At 72.0% G+C, this 17,124-nt stretch carries 16 protein-coding genes; 5 read left to right on the top strand and 11 right to left on the bottom strand.

The features are described 5' to 3' along the window. Positions 1 to 94: 94 nt before the first annotated feature. The 4 genes from ACZ6R6_RS37750 to ACZ6R6_RS37735 are packed head-to-tail and all read right to left on the bottom strand — an operon-like array spanning position 95 to position 4,975. Positions 95 to 1,945 carry a beta-N-acetylhexosaminidase gene (locus ACZ6R6_RS37750; protein WP_470101672.1) on the bottom strand — a complete coding sequence of 617 codons (1,851 nt, stop codon included), beginning with the start codon at positions 1,943 to 1,945 and terminating at the stop codon, positions 95 to 97. Next, complete coding sequence (locus ACZ6R6_RS37745; protein WP_470101670.1) at positions 1,942 to 2,781, bottom strand: carbohydrate ABC transporter permease; 840 nt, start codon at positions 2,779 to 2,781, stop codon at positions 1,942 to 1,944. Before ACZ6R6_RS37745 ends, ACZ6R6_RS37750 begins: the two co-directional genes overlap by 4 nt. Continuing rightward, entirely contained in the window at positions 2,778 to 3,716 is a 939-nt protein-coding gene (locus tag ACZ6R6_RS37740) for a carbohydrate ABC transporter permease (protein WP_470101668.1), read from the bottom strand. The genes ACZ6R6_RS37745 and ACZ6R6_RS37740 overlap by 4 nt, the downstream gene beginning before the upstream one ends. Further along, positions 3,713 to 4,975 carry an extracellular solute-binding protein gene (locus ACZ6R6_RS37735; protein WP_470101666.1) on the bottom strand — a complete coding sequence of 421 codons (1,263 nt, stop codon included), beginning with the start codon at positions 4,973 to 4,975 and terminating at the stop codon, positions 3,713 to 3,715. Before ACZ6R6_RS37735 ends, ACZ6R6_RS37740 begins: the two co-directional genes overlap by 4 nt. A gap of 172 nt (positions 4,976 to 5,147) precedes the next feature. Here ACZ6R6_RS37735 and ACZ6R6_RS37730 point away from each other — a divergent pair, with 172 nt between their 5' ends. From ACZ6R6_RS37730 to ACZ6R6_RS37710, 5 genes are all read left to right on the top strand, one after another. Continuing rightward, positions 5,148 to 5,933 (top strand): IclR family transcriptional regulator, encoded by a 786-nt coding sequence (locus tag ACZ6R6_RS37730; RefSeq protein WP_470101664.1) that lies wholly within the window; start codon positions 5,148 to 5,150, stop codon positions 5,931 to 5,933. 57 nt (positions 5,934 to 5,990) lie between these two features. After that, positions 5,991 to 6,935 (top strand): sugar kinase, encoded by a 945-nt coding sequence (locus ACZ6R6_RS37725; protein WP_470101662.1) that lies wholly within the window; start codon positions 5,991 to 5,993, stop codon positions 6,933 to 6,935. A 446-nt stretch (positions 6,936 to 7,381) separates the two neighbouring features. Then, on the top strand, positions 7,382 to 8,236 hold the full coding sequence (locus ACZ6R6_RS37720) for a hypothetical protein (protein ID WP_306865588.1): 855 nt from the start codon (positions 7,382 to 7,384) through the stop codon (positions 8,234 to 8,236). A 253-nt stretch (positions 8,237 to 8,489) separates the two neighbouring features. Further along, positions 8,490 to 9,419 (top strand): zinc-binding dehydrogenase, encoded by a 930-nt coding sequence (locus ACZ6R6_RS37715; protein WP_470101660.1) that lies wholly within the window; start codon positions 8,490 to 8,492, stop codon positions 9,417 to 9,419. Between the two features lie 78 nt (positions 9,420 to 9,497). After that, a complete protein-coding gene (locus ACZ6R6_RS37710; protein WP_470101707.1) occupies positions 9,498 to 9,623 on the top strand; it encodes a zinc-binding dehydrogenase in 126 nt (41 codons plus the stop codon). 117 nt (positions 9,624 to 9,740) lie between these two features. Here the strand turns inward: ACZ6R6_RS37710 and ACZ6R6_RS37705 are convergent, their stop codons facing one another. The 7 genes from ACZ6R6_RS37705 to ACZ6R6_RS37675 all read right to left on the bottom strand — a co-directional run bounded on the left by ACZ6R6_RS37705 (position 9,741) and on the right by ACZ6R6_RS37675 (position 17,054). Next, the gene (locus ACZ6R6_RS37705) at positions 9,741 to 10,814 is read right to left on the bottom strand and encodes a DUF6183 family protein (protein ID WP_470101658.1); all 1,074 of its coding nucleotides are present in this window, start codon (positions 10,812 to 10,814) and stop codon (positions 9,741 to 9,743) included. Positions 10,815 to 10,976: 162 nt separating this feature from the next. Next, complete coding sequence (locus ACZ6R6_RS37700) at positions 10,977 to 11,606, bottom strand: DUF4142 domain-containing protein (RefSeq protein WP_470101656.1); 630 nt, start codon at positions 11,604 to 11,606, stop codon at positions 10,977 to 10,979. A 176-nt stretch (positions 11,607 to 11,782) separates the two neighbouring features. Beyond that, a complete protein-coding gene (locus ACZ6R6_RS37695) occupies positions 11,783 to 13,591 on the bottom strand; it encodes a glycoside hydrolase family 15 protein (RefSeq protein WP_470101654.1) in 1,809 nt (602 codons plus the stop codon). 197 nt (positions 13,592 to 13,788) lie between these two features. Beyond that, positions 13,789 to 15,648: an ABC transporter ATP-binding protein gene (locus ACZ6R6_RS37690; RefSeq protein ID WP_470101652.1), complete on the bottom strand. Its 1,860-nt coding sequence runs from the start codon at positions 15,646 to 15,648 to the stop codon at positions 13,789 to 13,791. Further along, positions 15,645 to 16,154: a hypothetical protein gene (locus ACZ6R6_RS37685; protein WP_470101650.1), complete on the bottom strand. Its 510-nt coding sequence runs from the start codon at positions 16,152 to 16,154 to the stop codon at positions 15,645 to 15,647. The genes ACZ6R6_RS37690 and ACZ6R6_RS37685 overlap by 4 nt, the downstream gene beginning before the upstream one ends. A 42-nt stretch (positions 16,155 to 16,196) precedes the next feature. Next, on the bottom strand, positions 16,197 to 16,721 hold the full coding sequence (locus tag ACZ6R6_RS37680) for a MauE/DoxX family redox-associated membrane protein (protein WP_470101648.1): 525 nt from the start codon (positions 16,719 to 16,721) through the stop codon (positions 16,197 to 16,199). A gap of 141 nt (positions 16,722 to 16,862) precedes the next feature. Then, positions 16,863 to 17,054 carry a hypothetical protein gene (locus ACZ6R6_RS37675; protein ID WP_470101646.1) on the bottom strand — a complete coding sequence of 64 codons (192 nt, stop codon included), beginning with the start codon at positions 17,052 to 17,054 and terminating at the stop codon, positions 16,863 to 16,865. Positions 17,055 to 17,124: the final 70 nt, after the last annotated feature.

Here is a 17,124-nt window from a genome sequence, read left to right as displayed (position 1 = left end):
TCAAGCGTCCCGAGCGACAGCTAGCCCCGGGACCGGGCGAAAATCATCGGTATCCCGCCAAGCCGAGACGGGTCATGAGCGGCGCGGCGACCGCCTACCCCCGGACCTCCCCGACGCCGAACTCGGCGATCATGGCCTCCCGCTGTGTCCTGCTGATCGGCCAGCCCGGGGCGTCGGGGCGGCTCTGCCACGGGTGCGGGCCCGCCGCGGGCCGGTACTCCACTCCCAGCGCGTCGAGCCGGGCCGTGTGCGTCTCCAGCCGCCGGGCGAAGTCCGGGTACGGCGCGCGCTCGGCCGACCACACGGTCTCGGCGAACGCGCACAGCCGGGGGAAGACCTTGTAGTCGACGGCCCGCGGGCTGTCCATGTGCTCGGTCCAGACGTTGCACTGCGCCCCGATCACGCGGGAGCGCTCGGCGGGGCTCAGCCCCTCCGGCTCGGGGTCGAAGGCGTGGACGTCCTGAACGGAGAGCGGCGGGCCGACGGGGATGGGTTCCTCCGGCAGCTCCGACTGGCGGTAGTCGAAATAGACGGACATGTCTGGGCAGGAGACCACCCGGTGGCCGGTCCGCGCCGCCGCGACCGCCGCGCCCGGCCCGCGCCAGGCCGCCACCGTCACCCCGGGGACCGCGCCGCACTCCAGGATCTCGTCCCAGGCGTACGGCACGCGCCCCCGGCCGGTGACGTGCTCGGCCAGGGCGGTGACGAAGGCGGCGCGCGCACGGGCGTCACCGGGGCACTCGTCTCCGCCGATGCCCACGTGGGAGGCGGGGAACAGCTCCATGACCTCGTCCAGCACGTCACGGCAGAACTCCAGCGCCGCGGCGGAGGTGACGTCGAGGACGTGCTCGGAGACCCCCCACGAGGTGCGGACCTCGACCGGCGGCGCCCCCTCGGCCGGCGCCACGCCGAGCCAGGGGTAGGCGGCGACCGCGGCCTGGGTGTGGCCGGGCAGGTCGATCTCGGGCACCACGGTGATGTGCCGCTCGGCCGCGTAGGCGACGATCTCCCGCACGTCGTCGGCGGTGTAGAAACCGCCGTGCGGGCGGGGCAGGAAGGCCCCGTGCTGGCGGGAGCCGAGCATGGTCGAGGGCCGCCAGCCCCCCACCGAGGTCAGCCGCGGGTATTTGGCGATCTCCACCCGCCAGCCCTGGTCGTCGGTCAGGTGAAGGTGGAGGACGTTCAGCTTGTGCAGGGCGAGCAGGTCGACGAAGCGCAGCAGGTCCGCCTTGGGCATGAAGTGCCGGGCGACGTCCAGCATGCATCCGCGCCAGCCGTACCGGGGCCGGTCCTCGATCTCGGCGGCGGGCACGGTCAGCGGGCCGCCCGCAACGGGCGCGCGGCGCAGCGCGGCGGGCGGGAGCAACTGCCGGAGGGTCTGCGCACCGTAGAACACCCCGGCGGCGTCACCGCCGGTGATCCGCACGCCGGAAGGGGTGATCCGGAGGCGGAACTCCTCGGCCGCCAGGTCGGCGCCGAGCGCCAGCACGACGCGTCCCTCCCCTCCGGCCGCCGGGCCCTCCCCCGCCCCGGGGCCGCCGGGGCCTGCGGGGTCTCCGGAGCCGCCGGGGTCTCCGGAGCCGCCGGGGTCTCCGGGGCCACCGGGGTCTCCGGGGCCGTCCCCGTCAGCGGCGCCGGCCCCTGACGGCAGCAGCGCGCACCCGGCGGCCGGGCCGAGCGCAGAGCGGAGCCAGGCGGCCACCCCGGCCAGCTCGGCCGGCGCGTCGAGGGCGGTGCCGGGCGTCAGCGTGAACTCGCCGGAGCCGGGCCGGACCGATGACGGCCGCGGGATCAGCCCGTAGGCGGCCGTCGCCCCGGAGGGCTGCCCGGAAGGAGCGGACTCCGTGGAGGGCTGCCGGTGAGAGGCAGACGTTCTGGGGGTCTGCCCGGGAGAGACCGGTGCCCCGGGGGTCTGCCCGTGCGGGACCGGGTGCTGGGGGGTCAATCCTTCACCGCCCCGCCGAGCCCCGCCACCAGCCTGCGCTGGACGGCCACGAAGAAGATCAGCACGGGAACGGTCATCAGCGTCGAGGCCGCCATGATTCCTCCCCAGTCGTTCTCGTCGGGTTTGAAGAAGACAAGCAGGGCCGCGGGCAGGGTCTGGCTGTCCTTGGCCGAGATGATGAAGGTCCTGGCGAAGATGAAGTCGTTCCAGGCGGCGATGAAGGAGAACACGCTGGTCGCGATCAGGCCCGGCGCGACGAGCGGGAACAGGATCCGCCACAGGATGACCGGGCGGCTCGCGCCGTCGATCATCGCGGCCTCCTCCAGCGCCTCGGGCACCGCGGCCACGAACCCCCGCATCATCCAGACCGCGAACGGCAGCGAGCAGGCCAGGTGGACCAGGACCAGCGAGCCCAGCGTGTTGAGCCCCACCCCCGGCACCACCGTGCCGATGTCGCGGACCAGGAAGAACAGCGGGATGGTGAGCGCCTCCACCGGCACCATCTGGGCCACCAGGAACATGATCAGCACGGTGGTGCGGAACCGGAAACGGAACCGGGTCACCGCCACGGCGGCGAGGAAGGCCACCACCGCCGACAGGACGACGACCGTCAGGGCGACGATGAGGCTGTTGAGGAAGTAGCGGCCGAAGTTCTCCCCGCCGAGCACGCGCTGGAAGTGCTCGAAGGTGGGCGCCAGGGTCCAGGGGCGGACCTCCAGCGACTGGATCTCACCGGCGGGCTTGAGCGCCGAGAGCGCCATCCAGTAGATCGGGAAGAACGTGACGACCGCGGCGGCCACCGCGACGGTGTTGGCGATCAGGCGGGATCTGCTCACAGCTTCTCCCCGCTGCGGTAGAGGGCGCGGATGTAGAGCAGGGTGACCGCGAGCAGGATCAGCGTCATGATCACGCCGATGGCCGAGCCGAGCCCGTACTCCGAGGAGCCGAAGGCGGTCTGGTAGGCGTAGACGTTGAGCACGGAGTTCTGGCCCGCGATGCCGCCGCCGTTGGTCATCACGTAGATCTGCGTGAAGATCTTGAAGTCCCAGATGATCGACTGGATGACCACGATCGTGATCAGCGGCCGCAGCATCGGCACGATGATCCGCCAGAAGGTGTGCCACGCCGAGGCCCCGTCGAGCGAGGCCGCCTCCAGCACCGAGCCCGGGATGGCCTGGATGCCGGCGTAGAGCGTCACCATGACGAAGGGGAAGGAGTGCCAGACCACGGTCGCGCCGACGATGCCGAAGGCGACCCACTTGTCGTAGAACCAGTTGTAGCCCTCGATGCCCAGGAGCTGGTTGACCAGGCCCAGGTCGGCGTCGAAGAGGAACATCCAGACCGTCGCCCCGGTCATCGCGGGCGCGGCCCAGGCCGCCATGGCCGCCAGCGACAGCAGCAGGCGGGGCACCCGGCCGGCCCTGGTCAGCACGACGGCGAGCGCCGCGCCGACGGCCAGCGTCGCGACCACCAGGGCGGCGGCGAACACCACGGTCTGCCCCAGCACCGACCAGAAGCGCTGGTCGCCCAGGAGCGCCGTGTAGTTGTCGGCGCCGATGAAGCGCGTCGGCTCACCCCCGCTGACCTGCGCCTGCCGGTAGTCGAACACCGACAGCAGGCCGAGCATGTAGATCGGATAGCCGAAGAGCGGCAGCAGCACCGCCGCCGACGGCAGCAGGTAGAGCCAGGGCCGGAGCCTGCCCCCGGGACGTGGCGGTGCCTGGCGGACCCGGGTGCCCGGGCCCGCCGGCGCCGTGGTGACCGTCGTCATGACCGGCCGAACGCGGCCTTCACCGCCGCCGCGGCCTCGTCGGTGGCCTGCTCGACGGTGGCCTGCTTGGTCGCGATCCTCTGGAGCATGGTCGGGATGACCTTCTGGTTGTCGATCTTCACCCAGGCCGGGTCGATCGGCACGAAACGGGTTCCGGCCGCGACCGTGTCGAGGAACGGCTTGAGGAAGGAGTCCTTGGCCGCGAGCTCGTCACGGGCCGAGGTCAGCGTGGGCAGGTTGCCCATGGCCTCGTACATCTTGGTCTGGTACGCCTTGCCGCCCAGCAGCTGCAGGAACTTCACGGCCAGCGAGCGGTGCTTGCTGTTCTTCATGACGCCGAGGTTGTTGCCGCCGGAGAAGGCCGGGGCGATCGAGCCCTCCTTGGCGCCCGGCAGCGGCAGCACGGCGTACTTGCCCGCCGCCGCGCCCGCGTCGACCGCGGCGCGGCTGAAGTTGCCGAGGATGCCCATGGCCGCCTTGCCGCTGGCGAACAGCTCGACGGTCTTGCCGCCGGTGAGGCTCGCGCAGGCCTGCGGCGGGCAGTTGTCGTCGCTGAGCAGGTCGGTGTAGGCCTGCACGCCCTTGCGGGACTCGGGGCTGTTGAGGTTCTCGATGTCGCCGCCGGCGTCCCAGACGAACGGGAGCGCGCCGAAGGTGTACTCGCCGCCGACGGCCAGGCCGTACAGGTCGGGCTTCTTCTTGCGGATCTCGCGGGCGGCCGAGGTGAGGCTCTCGATCGTCGTGGGCGGCTTGAGGCCGAGCTCCGAGAAGACGTCGGTGCGGTAGTAGAGGGCGCGGATGCCGATGTACCACGGCAGACCGTAGACCTTGCCGTCGACGGTCGCGGACTTCAGCAGGTCGGCGCCGACGTCCTTGCCCTCCGGCCAGCTCTGCAGGTCGGCGCCCAGGTCGGCGAAGCCTCCCGCGGCGGCGTACTCGGCGAGGTCGGTGTTGCCGTACTCGGCGACGTCGGGGGCGCTCGCCGGGTCGTTGAACGCGCCCTTGAACTTCTCGTGCCGGGCCGGCGTCGTCGGGATGTAGGTGACCTCGACCTTCACGTCCGCGTTGGCGGCGGTGAACTCCTTGATCGCCTCTCCGACGACCTTCTCCTTGGGAGCGCGGTTGGGCTCGTCGAAGAGCCACACCCGCAGGGTCCCGGACTTGTCGTCGCCACCGCTCGCGGACGGGGCGGTGGACGGCGCGCATGCGGCGAGGGCCAGCAGGGCCACACCTGCCGCTGCCCAATTCAGGATCTTCACGACTTTCTCCTCCTGTTGGCGGCAGACCCTAGGAAGGGGCCGCCGGTCACCGGAAGAGGGAGCGTATTTTGTTGTGCAGTGCAGAACGTTGTGTTGCAAAGTAGCGTTGGGGGCTCCGACTCCCCTAATTTGACCTGCGTGTTCGACCCACCGAATCCTCCCTGAGGCCGTGATGAACGAACCTGCCCCGGAACGCAACCAGTCGGCCTCGCTCCGGCGTGCCCTCGCCGTGCTGGAACACGTGCGCGACCACGCGGGCGCCGGCCAGGGCCTGTCGCTCACCCGGCTCGCCGAGGCGCTGGGCCTGTCCAAGAGCACGGTGCTCCGGCTGACCGCCCCGCTCATCGAGGCCAGGCTCCTCGACCGCGACCGCAAGAGCGGCGCCTACCGGCTCGGGCACGGCGCGCTCCGCCTCGGCCAGTCCTACCTGGCCACGCTCGACCTGCGGACGGTGGCCGCCGAGGAGTCGCACCGGCTGATGACCGAGGTCCGGGAGACCGTCCACCTCGTGGTCTACGACCCGCCGGACGTGGTCTACATCGACAAGGTCGAGAACGAGACCAACGTGCGGATGGCCTCGCGGATCGGCAGCCGGGCCCCCGTCTACTGCACCGCCGTCGGCAAGGCGATCCTCGCCTGGCAGCCGGAGGAGGACGTCGAGAGGGTCGTGGCCGCCGGGATGCCGCACATCACCCGCCACACCATCACCGGCCCCGACCGGCTCCGCGCCGAGCTGGGCCGGATCCGGCAGCGGGGCTACTCGGTCGACGACCGCGAGAACGAACCCGAGGTGCGCTGCGTCGCCGCACCGATCTTCAACCACACCGACACCGCGACCTCGGCCATCTCCGTCTCCGGCCTCACCTCGCGGATCACCGCCGCGCGGGTCCGCGATCTGGGGCCGCTGGTGGCGGAGACGGCGCTGCGCATCTCCAGAAAGCTGGGATCGACCCGTTGAAGAAGCTGAGATCGACCCGTTGACCGGCATGGACGAGCTCCTAAGGACCAATTTCTGATGATCGATCTGGTAACGCTGGGTGAGAGCATGGCGCTGTTCACCGCGCGGCGTACCGGCCTGCTCCGGCACGCTCGCGACTTCGGTCTGAGCGTGGGGGGCGCGGAGTCGAACGTGGCGATCGGCGTCACCCGTCTCGGCCGGCGCGCGGCGTGGATCGGCCGGGTGGGCGCCGACGAGTTCGGGGAGCTGCTCCGCTCGACGCTGGCGGGCGAGGGCGTCGACGTCCGGGGGATGGTCGTCGACCCCGACGCCCCCACCGGATTGATGATCAAGAACCGGCGCACCGCCGAGATGGTCGACGTGCGCTACTACCGCTCCGGGAGCGCCGGATCCCGGCTCCGGCCCGCGGACCTCGACCTCTCACTGGTCCGCTCGGCGCGCGTGCTGCACGTCACGGGGATCACGCTCGCGCTGTCCGCCTCCGCCCGGGAGGCGGTGCGCGCCGCGGTCGCCGAGGCCCGCGACGCGGGCGCGACCGTGTCGATGGACATCAACTACCGCCGCGCCCTGTGGTCGCCCGACGAGGCTTCCGCCGTACTGCGGGAGACCGTCGCGGCGACGGACGTCCTGTTCGCGACCGAGGCGGAGGCCCGCCTGATCGTCGACGGCGCGGACCCGGTCGCCCTGGCCAGGGCCCTGTCGGAGCTCGGCCCGCGTCACGTGCTCATCAAACGCGGCCCGCTCGGCGCGGTGGAGCTCTCCAGCGGGGCCGTACGGCATGCGGAGCCCTACCCCGTCACCGAGCTCGACCCCGTGGGGGCCGGTGACGCCTTCGCCGCGGGCTGGCTCGCCGAGACCCTGGAGGAGGCCGGCCCCGGACGCCGCCTGGCGACCGCGTGCGCGGCGGGGGCCTTCGCGGTCGCCGCGGACGGCGACTGGGAGAGCCTCCCCCGCCGCGCCGACCTGGACCTCCTGAGCCCGGCGGACGGGGTCAGCCGCTGACCCCGTCGGCTCCGCGGCCCGCCGGGATTTTCGGAAGAATCCGGGGTTTTCGGAAGAATGCGGCCCGGCGGGGTTTTGGAAAGAACGCGTCCGGGGGATTCCAGGGGGCGGACGCGCGGCGACGGAGAATGCCGGAAGGTCCCTGGAATGGACCGGTGTCATATGTAAAGATACTGATCACGATTTCGCCGCCGAGATCAAGCCGATCGACGGGTTGACGGCCGACCGCCGGGGTCCGCACGCGATCTTTTGAGGTTTCTCCCCGGTGACGCCGCCCTCCGCCGCGGGCGCCCTCGGAGCTCCGCCCTTGTTCCGCTTCCCACCCCAGGGAGTGAGCGATGCCCCCACGAGACCCGGACATCAACAGGTTCAGAGAGCCGGAGAATCCCCACATCCGCCTCCCCAGAATCATTACGGAGAGAGAACACGGCGGAATCGCCGAGGCGATGGAGAAGATCACGGCCGAGCGCGCGATCAGAGCCGTCTGGAACGCGGAAGGCGGCCCGAGAAGCTCGCTCGGCCTGCCCCGGACCCCAGAGCTGAGTGTGCGCAAGAACGGCACCGACTGGGAAGCAGATTTCCGGTCGGGAAAGATAACGGTGAAGCATCACGGCCAGTGTCACGTTCTGACCAACAAGGTGATGAAGGTCAATTTCGTGGGGCTGGAGTGCGTGTCACGCCAGGAAGGCGAAGACGAGGTTTACGGGGTCGTCGGACTCATCGGGCCCAGCAACAGCGCACTGAAGACCCACTCCTTCCCGGGCGGCGACGGGACCCTGAGCATGGGCGAGCGCGGTTCGCGGATCTGGACGACCGACCAACTGCTGTACGAAGGCCCGATCCAGGACGTGGTCGTCGTCGGGACGCTCATCGAGCATGACGATTTCGCCGACGTGGACGGCGTCGCGCGCAACCTCGCCGACCAGATAGCGCAGAAGGGCGGGCAGCTTCTCGGCGCGCTCACCGGGCTTCCGGCCGAGTCGGTCACCGAGGAGACGTGGTTCCGGGACACCCTGGCTTTCGCCTTCGGGTTCGTCATGGGCGACGTCTTCGGGATGGGCGACGATCCCTATCCGGGCCAGAGCCTGCGGATCCCCTGGGACCAGGTGGGCGATTTCGGGCCGCCGAGGCAGCCGGCCCGGACCAGGCCCGACGATCCGAAACAGATCCCGCGCTGGACGCACAGGCTCACTCTCAGCGCGCGCGACGACGCCGGGGACTTCGGCCACTACGACCTCTTCTTCGACGTGTGGGTCGACACCGTGTCGATAACGCGCGAGTGCCCGGTGCCGCAGGGCTGACCGCGCTCCCGGGAAGTCCCGGTCATCGGACGGCCGTGACTCCACGGACCGAAGGCGGAAACCCTCTCGTGGGCCTACGAAGGGCCGCGGTGCCGGCCGGACCAGCCGCAGGGTGTGGAGCGGCATCCGGTCGAGCCTCCGGTCGAGCACGGCCTGACGCACCCGGGGAGCCAAAGCCTCCGATGCACTTTTGCCACTCAGGGGCGTTATAGTGACGGCAGGCATCTCCGCTCCGCTCGAAAGGTGTACGCCCATGCGTGCTCTGGTCGTCGACCGTTCCGTCCCAGCCGGGCTGCGGCTCGCGGAGGTCCGCGATCCCGAACCGGCTCCGCACGAGGCCCTGATCCGGGTCGCCGCGACCTCCCTGAACTACGGCGAGGTGAAGTACGTCCTCGCGGGGCAGCCCGACGGGGCCGTCCCGGGCTGGGACGCGGCCGGCGTGGTGGAACGTCCCGCGGCGGACGGGTCCGGGCCGGCCGCCGGGACCCCGGTGGTCACCCTGGCCGACGGCGGCGCCTGGGCCGGGCTCCGGGCCGTGGACACCGCGTTGGTCGGCACGGTCCCGGCCGGCGCCGACCTCGGGGCCATCGCCACGATCCCGGTCGCGGGAGTCAGCGCGCTGCGCGCCCTGCACAGGATCGGCGCCCTGCCGGGCAGGCGCATCCTGGTCACCGGGGCCACCGGCGGCGTCGGCAGATACGCGGTGCAGCTCGCCCACCAGGGCGGTGCGCACGTGGTGGCGGTCACCGGCGATCCGGAAACGCACGAGAAGAACCTGCGGCTGCTCGGCGCCGACGAGGTGATCACCGCACCACGGGAGCTCAGCGCACCGGTGGACGGCGTCGTCGAGCTGGTCGGCGGCACCCACCTCGTCGACGCGTACGCCCGGCTCACCGAACACGGCACCCTGGTCACCGTCGGCCATGCCGCGCAGGAGGACACCACCTTCCCCCCGGGCGCGTTCCTGGGCGACGAGGGCCGCCACAACCGCACCCTCACCACCTTCTACCTCCTGGCCTGCACCGATCTCGCCCCCGACTTGACCCACCTCGCCGAACAGGTCGCCGCGGGCACCCTCGACCCGGGCATCACGTGGCGCGGGACCTGGGAGGAGGCCACCGAGGCCTTCGACGCCCTGCGTGAACGCCGCCTGCACGGCAAGGCCGTCCTCGACCTGGTCTGACGGACGGCCGCCGCGCGGCCGATGACACAAGAGCGGCCGATGGCACAGGACCGGTGACACAAGGAGAAGAGAACTGTCCTGCTCGTCGACCAGGGCGCCCTCAGGCTCCGCGTCGATTCCACCTTCGCGCTGCGCGAGATCCGCGCGGCGCACGAACGCTTCGGCGCGGGCGGCCTGGACGGAAAGGTCACCGTCGCCTTCTGACCGCCTGAGCCCGGGAGGCAGGGCCGAGCCGGGCAGGCGCAGCAGGTACGGCAGGCCGTCATGAGGTGCACGACGCCCACGCCGCCGGTCCGCCCGCGGCGTCCGAGGAACGCGGCACTAGTCGGTGTCGTGGGAGACCAGCAGACTCAGCACGTTCCCGCGCGGGCTGAGCGCGCCGATCGCGAGCTCCTGGTACACCCAGTACGGCTGCCGCCTGGTGGTCCTGAACGCCATCCATCGCCACCGGGCGGCGAGCTCGTTGACCCGGTGGACGGACGCCTCGGCGGGGGCGCGCACGAGCCCCGCGACCGACTGCCACGCCTTCAGCCTGCCGTACCCGCCGCGGAGCCCTCGGGAGTAGGTGGCGTCGCAGTAGGCCATGGTGAACAGCTCACCCACCACCGCGTTCAGCCCGGCCCGCTCGCCGTTCAGCGCGGTCCGGGCGCCGAAGGCGTCCGGCAGGAACGTGTTCACCCCCAGGGGCACCAGCCCCTGGGGGTCGAGACACCGGGGGAGCTCGATGATCATCGCCTCCCCCGGCGAGCTCCAGTGCTCCACCGCGGCGGTGATCAGCCGCCCGTCCTCCCGGGTGCTCACGATCTCGGCTCCGCGGCCCGGGGCCCTTCCGCGCGCGAGCCAGGCGTCCCACCGCGGGGTGGGGCGCTCCCCTCCTCCCCCGGCCACCGGGCCCTCCGGGCCGGACGGGTCCTGGAGGAGCCGCGTGATCTCCGGGTGCTCCGGGACGGGGAGCCTGCGGTAGGGCGTCCAGCCGGGGCCGGAGCAGGCCGCGTCCACCTGGCGCTCCGCCCGGGTGCGCTTCAGGGGCAGCCCGGCCAGGGGGTGGCCCAGCTCCCGCAGGGCGGCCGCGCACCGCACCGCCGCGGGCACCCGGGTCAGGTTGACACGGCGCACCACCAGCTCCTGCACCAGGCAGGCGACCAGCTCCGCCCACGCGTCCGGCTCGGCGGGCACGCGCTCCAGCAGGGGCAGCAGGTGGTGGAGCGGCCGCTGCTCGGCCAGCAGCGCGGCCAGGTCTCGGATCCGGCCGCCGTGCCGGCCGCCGCCGTGCCGGCCGCCGTACTGGTCATCGCCGTACTGGCCGCGCACCAGCTCGGCCAGCGCCCCGGCGTCGCCCGGGACGCGCGACAGGGCCGGCCGGTGCGGCCCGCTCCTGATCTCGTGCGAGATCATGCCGATCCCCGTGGTGATCCCGCCGTCACGGCCGTTCCCCTCGTCCCCGCATGGAATGGACTCCCACCCCATGAATAGGCCGACGGTCCTGCGTACCGGTTGCGGATGACTGGACGGATCTCACCCGCCCCCGCCGCGGGGTCCCGCCCCGATACCGGACGGTCAGCCGGTTACCGCCTGCGGCACGGTCGCCACCTGGACCGTCTGCGGCGGGACCGCCCCCAGGGCGCCGAGGGACTTCTGGGCGGCGAGCAACTTGTCGAGATGGTCCTGGATGACCGGCTGGCTGGCCTTGGCGAGCGCCTCGACCTGGGGCAGCGACCCGCTGTCGGCCTCCTTCCTGGCAGCGGCCAGGGCCGCGCGGTGGCTGTAGATCATCGCCTTGGTCCAGGCCTTGTCGAACTCCGCGCCGGACAGGGCGCCCAGTTCCTTGGCCTTGGTCTGCTGGCGCGCCGTCGCCTCGTGGGGCAGGGACACCCTGAGACGCTGCGCGACGTCCCTGAGCTTGCGGTCGAGCCTGGCGTGGTCGGCGACGAGCATGGCCCCGATCGCGCGGACGTCCTTGGACGCGCCCTTTCGCTGGGCGAGCTTGCCGGCGGCGATCTCGGCGAGGTTGCCCTGGTGCGCCTGGACCATGAACTGCCTGTCCTGCGCGGACGGCTGATCCTTACCCGATGACATCGACGTCGGTGTGGGTGTCGGCGCCAGGGCCGAGGCCGGCGTGCCACCCAGCAACGCCAGCACGGCAGCGGAGGTCGCCGCGATCGCCGTGAGCGGGGTCCGTAGTGCCATCACTACCTCCGGGAATGTGGTCTGACGGATTTTCCGTCACCACATACGCCCTTCCCGGCCCAGAACTTTCCATGTGGACAAATACCCACAGGAGTACCAAATGCCCCTATTTAATTACATTAAGGATTAAACTCGGCGCTCTGCCGTCATCGGCGGGGCCGGTACGGGCACGGGCCTCACCCGCCGGTGTCGCGGATGGCGCGGGCGGCGTTGATCAGACCGATGTGGCTGAACGCCTGCGGGAAGTTCCCGATGGGCTCGCCGGTGACCGAGTCGACCTCCTCGGCCAGGAGGCCGACGTCGTTGGCGTATGACGCGGCGGTCTCGAACGTCTTCCTGGCGGGCCCGCCCCGGCCGGCGAGGGCCAGGGCGTGGGCGAGCCAGAAGGTGCACAGCAGGAACGTGCCCTCCCCGCCCGGCAGGCCGTCGGCGCTGTGATAGCGGTGGACCAGGCCGCGCGCGTCGGTCAGGTGCGCGGCGACGGCCTCCACCGTGGCCCGGACGCGGGGGTCGTCGCCGGGCAGGAAGCCGACCAGGGGCATCATCAGCACCGACGCGTCCAGGTCGTCGGTCTCGAAGGTCTGGGTGAAGGCGCCCACCCGCTCGCTCCACCCCCGGGCCAGGATCTCGGCGCGGATCCGCTCCCTGGTCCGCTCCCACTCGGCGACGCGGCCGGTCGCCCCCAGGGTGGGGGCCAGGGCGACGGCCCGGTCCAGGGCGACCCAGCACATCAGCTTCGAATGCACGTAGTGGCGGCTGGGCCCGCGCACCTCCCAGAGGCTCTGGTCCGGCTCCTGCCAGCGGCGGGCGGCGGTCTCGGCGACACCGACCAGGAAGGACCGGGTGAGCCGATCGAGCCGGCCCGCGTCGCCGTAGAGCTGCCAGGCCGCGTCGAGCAGCTCTCCGTACACGTCGATCTGGCGCTGGCGCCACGCGTCGTTGCCGACCCGGACCGGGGCGCTGCCCCGCCAGCCGTCCAGATGGGGCAGCAGCCGCTCGCTCAGGTCACGCTCGCCGCCGACGCCGTACATGATCTGCAGGTCCACGCCGCGGTCGAGCTCGGTGGCCGCGGCGCGGGCCAGGAAGGAGAAGAACGACGCCTCCTCCATCTCGCACGTGGCCGTGGCGAGCGCCTGCAGGGTGAAGCTGGCGTCCCGGATCCACGTGTAGCGGTAGTCCCAGTTCCGCTCCCCGCCGACGCTCTCGGGCAGGGAGGTGGTGGCCGCCGCGACGATGGCGCCGGTGGGAGAGAAGGTCAGCGCCCGCAGCACCCGGCCGCTCTGGCCGACCTGCTCCTGCCAGGGTCCCCGGTAGCCGGTGTGCAGCCGGGACCAGGAGCGCCAGCCCGCGACGGTGTCCTTGAGGCGGCGGTGGACGCGCCAGGGGTGCCGGCGCGGCGGCTCGGGCGCCCAGCCCCAGCTCGCCTGGAGCGCCAGGCAGAGGCGCTGCCCGGACCGCAGCGTGACCGCGGCGCGCGCGGTGGAGTCGCTCACCGTCAGGTCGACCGGGGCCGACAGGGTGAGGACGTGGGCGCCGCCGCGCGCGACCAGGCCGCCGCGGACCGGCTCCATCAGCGGGTGGACCAGCCCGAACTCGGGTCGCGGCGCGTACGTCATCTCCAGCGGCACGCTCCCTTCGACGCAGGTCACCTCCCGCAGGAGCACTCCCGGCGAGGAGGCGCCCAGCGAGTGCCCACGCTCCCGGCCGCCCAGGGCGAGCGCGTCGAGGAGCACCACGGTCCCGTCCTGGTTGCGGAAGGTGGTCTCCAGCACCAGCGAGTCCTCCAGATACCTGCGGGTGGCCTCTGCCGGGCGGACGGGGCGGATGGACCAGTGTCCGGCGTCCTCGTCGAGCAGCCGGGCGAAGACCGCCGGGCTGTCGAAGCGGGGGAAGCACAGCCAGTCCACCGAACCGTCGGAGGTGACCAGCGCGGCGGAGCGGCAGTCCGACAGCAGGGCATGGTCGCCGATCGGTCGCGTGCTCAAGGGCGCCTCCGATCCGGGGCGGTCACCGGCCGGCGGGGCGCCGTGGACTCCGCCGGCCGTGGACCCCACCGCGCGACACCCTCGGCGCGACCCGCCCGCCAGGGGTGCTTACCGGAAATATCCTCTTTCGAGGAGTGTAACTCACCGCTGTCGACCATGTTCAGGGTGTCAGCGCCACCGGAGGACGGCCCGCGTGGTCACTGGACGCCGGCGTCCTCGCGGTAGCCGCTCGCCTGCATCTCGAACAGCCGGGCGTACTCCCCGCCCGCCGCCGTGAGGTCGGCGTGCGTCCCCCGCTCGGTGATCCGGCCGCCGTCGAGCACGACGATCAGGTCCGCGTCGCGGACCGCGCCGAGCCGGTGCGACACGAGCAGGCTGGTACGGCCGGCGCGGTGCCCGCGCAGCCGCCGGTGCATCTCGTGCTCGGCCCGGGCGTCCAGCCCCGAGCTGGGCTCGTCGAGGACGAGCAGGTCACGTCCCTCGCGCAGCAGCGCGCGGGCCAGGGCCACCCGCTGCCACTGGCCTCCCGACAGCACCACCCCGGCCTGCGGGTCGTCCTCGTCCCCGTCGCCGAAGAAGATCCGGCTCAGCAGGGTGTCGTAGCCGCGGGGCAGCGCCTGGACGGCCTCGTGGACGCCGGCCATCATGGCCGCGGCCTCGACGCGGGCGCGGTCCGGCAGCGCGGCGATCTCCCCCACCCCGATGTTCTCCGCCGCGGTCAGGTCGTAGCTCATGTAGTCCTGGAAGAGCACGCCCATCCTGGCGCGCAGCTCGGCCGGCGGGACCTCCCGGATGTCCGTCCCGTCCCAGAGGATCGTCCCCCGGGACGGGTCGTAGAACCGGCACAGCAGCTTGATCAGGGTGCTCTTGCCCGCTCCGTTGAGCCCCACCAGCGCGACCGACGCGCCGTGGGGGATCGTCAGGTCGACCCCCCTCAGCACCCACGGGTGGCTGTCGTCGTAGCGGAACCACACGTCGCGCAGCTCGATGCCCCGCCGTAGCGCGGGCAGCGCGGCGGCCGACCGCGGCGGCGGCAGGTCGTCGGGGAGCGACGTCACCTGCTCGTGGTAGCCGAACAGGGACAGCGCCTGGCGGACATGGGCCGCGTTCTCCACCGTCGCGATCAGCGCGGCCTGCGTCCCGGCCACGGCCGCGGCGAACGCGGTCACGTCGCCGAGGGTCAGCCGGCCGGCCACGGCGGCCTGCACCGCCCAGATCAGTCCCACGCCGCTGACCGCGGCCGACAGTACCGCCAGCACCGACTGGGTGAGCGCCTCCCGCCGGTCCAGCCGCCGCTCACCGGCCTGGATGGTGGCCAGCTCCCCGAACATCCGGCCCTTGAGGAAGTCGCCCAGCCCGAAGAGCCGGACCTCCTTGGCGGCCTGCACGTCGGTGATGAGGGAGGAGTAGAGGATCTGCCGCCGGATCCCCGCGGACTGCCCGGCGATCATCTTCGTCCGCCGCTTCTCCAGCGACATCCGGGCGACCAGGGCGGGGACCGCCGCCAGCGCCACCAGCCCCGCCATGAGCGGGCTCAGCACGGCCAGGGCCGCGAGAAGGCCGACCAGCGTGATGATGTTGCGTCCGATGTCGAACAGGCCCGAGGTGATGGGCCTCAGCGCGCCGCCCGTCGCCTGCGCGGCCATCCGCAGCCTGTCCAGGAAATCGGGGTTCTCGAACCGCGACAGGCCCTGGAACCCGCTCACCGCGGTGTACAGGCGGTCCTGCATCAGGCGGTCCAGCCTGCGCTCCATCTCGGCCTGCAGATAGGCGGTGAGATGCGGCAGCGCCCCGGCGGCCAGTCCCAGGACGATGAGAGCGCAGACAGGCAGCAGCACCCGGTCGGTACGGCCGGCCGACAGTCCGTCGACGAGAAGCTTCGTCGCCCACACGGTCCCCATGGGCAGCAGTCCGCCGACGACGGTCGCCGCCAGCTGGGACAGGGCCGGCCCGGGGCCGACCCGCCAGCACAGCGGCGCCACCGTTCCGACGTGGCGCGACAGACGGCGGAGCCGGCCCCCGTCCGGCTCCGTGCCCGAGACCGGAGAGATCGTCACCTCACGCGGGCCGTTCCGACGAGAGCGTCCAGCTCCGTGTCCGCTCCCACGATCGTGCCGTCCGGGTCGACCCGGAGGAACGTCGGGAAAGCCTCGATGCCGACCGCCTTCACCAGGCTGTCGGCCTGTTCCGCCGTGACGACGCTCGCCGCACCGCCGATCATCTCGATGAGGTCGCCGGCCTTCTCACCGTCACCGGAGATGACCGCCATGGCGGTGTCGGCGCGGGCCGCCTCGGCGAAGCGCGGTGCGCGCTCATGGCACGCGTCGCAGCTGACGTCGAAGAACGCCACGAGCCGCGACCGCTCGCCGCCGTCCGCCCCGACAGGGGGCAGCGTGCGGCCGACCAGCACTCCCGGGTCGTACGGACCGAACCGCGCCGGTCCGGCCAGACGTTCCAGCTCGGCGGTGTGCTCGCGCAGGCGGCGCAGTACCGCGAAGGTGAGCACCAGGTCGAAGATGCAGAGTATGCCGACCAGCACGACGGCGGCGATCAGAAAAGACATCGGACAACCTCACTTAAGGACTTCGAGTCGTCACACCCCGCGTCATCGCGGTGAGACGGAGGTGGTGAACAGGCCCAGCAGGTCGTCGAGACGCACGACGGGCAGGACGCCCACGGCGGCGGCGACCAGCGCGAGGACGATCCCTGCCGGGTGCGCCCCGGCGTCGCCGGCGACGGCCCCCGCCGTGAGCCCGGCACCGCCGACCAGCAGCAGGACGAGATTGCGCACCACGTGCGCCTTGCCGAGCGGCGCGGCGGAGGCTCCGAAACAGCGGCACGGCGCGCGCCGCCCCCGGCGCACGGCGGCCAGGATGCCGGCGGTCAGAGCGGCGAGCAGCGTCATCGCGGCCGCGAACCCCAGGAGCACGGTGGACGGCAGCGCGAGCGACAGGACCACCACGGTCTCCGCCCCCAGCACGGCGTACGCCGCCAGCACGGACCCGGCGCGCGGGAACATCCCCAGGGCCACGATCGAGGCCACGAACTCGTCGAACGCCGCTCGCCCGCGGACCTTGCCCGCCAGTGCGATCACGAAGACGCCGGCCAGCAACGCCCGGCATCCGATCATCAAATAGAGCATCTTCACCGTCTCACCGCTCGTTCCCCCGCGCCGGGAGTGTTCCGCGGATCCCCGCTACGGTGAGGATCCGCGGAACACCCCCGAAGTCCGGCGGCAATTCCGGCCCCCGGACCTACGGGTGCTGCCCGGTCAGCAGCTCCCGCGCTTCTCGCAGCCCGACACGCAGCCGGTCTGGCCGCCGACGATCCAGCAGAGCTTCTGGTACCTGGTCGTCCCGTAGCAGTAGCAGTGCATGTAGTAGTAGGTGTCAGCCTTGGCGGTCGCCTTCGGCACCAGCTTCTCGAGCAGCCGGTCGCCGAGCTTCCCCAGAACAGCGTTCATCTGGATTCACCCCTTCGTAAGCATTTTGCGGACAGCCGAAACGCTATTTTGGGGAAATACAGCCGCCGAT

This window comes from Streptosporangium sp. NPDC048886 (assembly GCF_055586905.1).
This window is presented reverse-complemented; position numbering and strand designations above follow the sequence as displayed.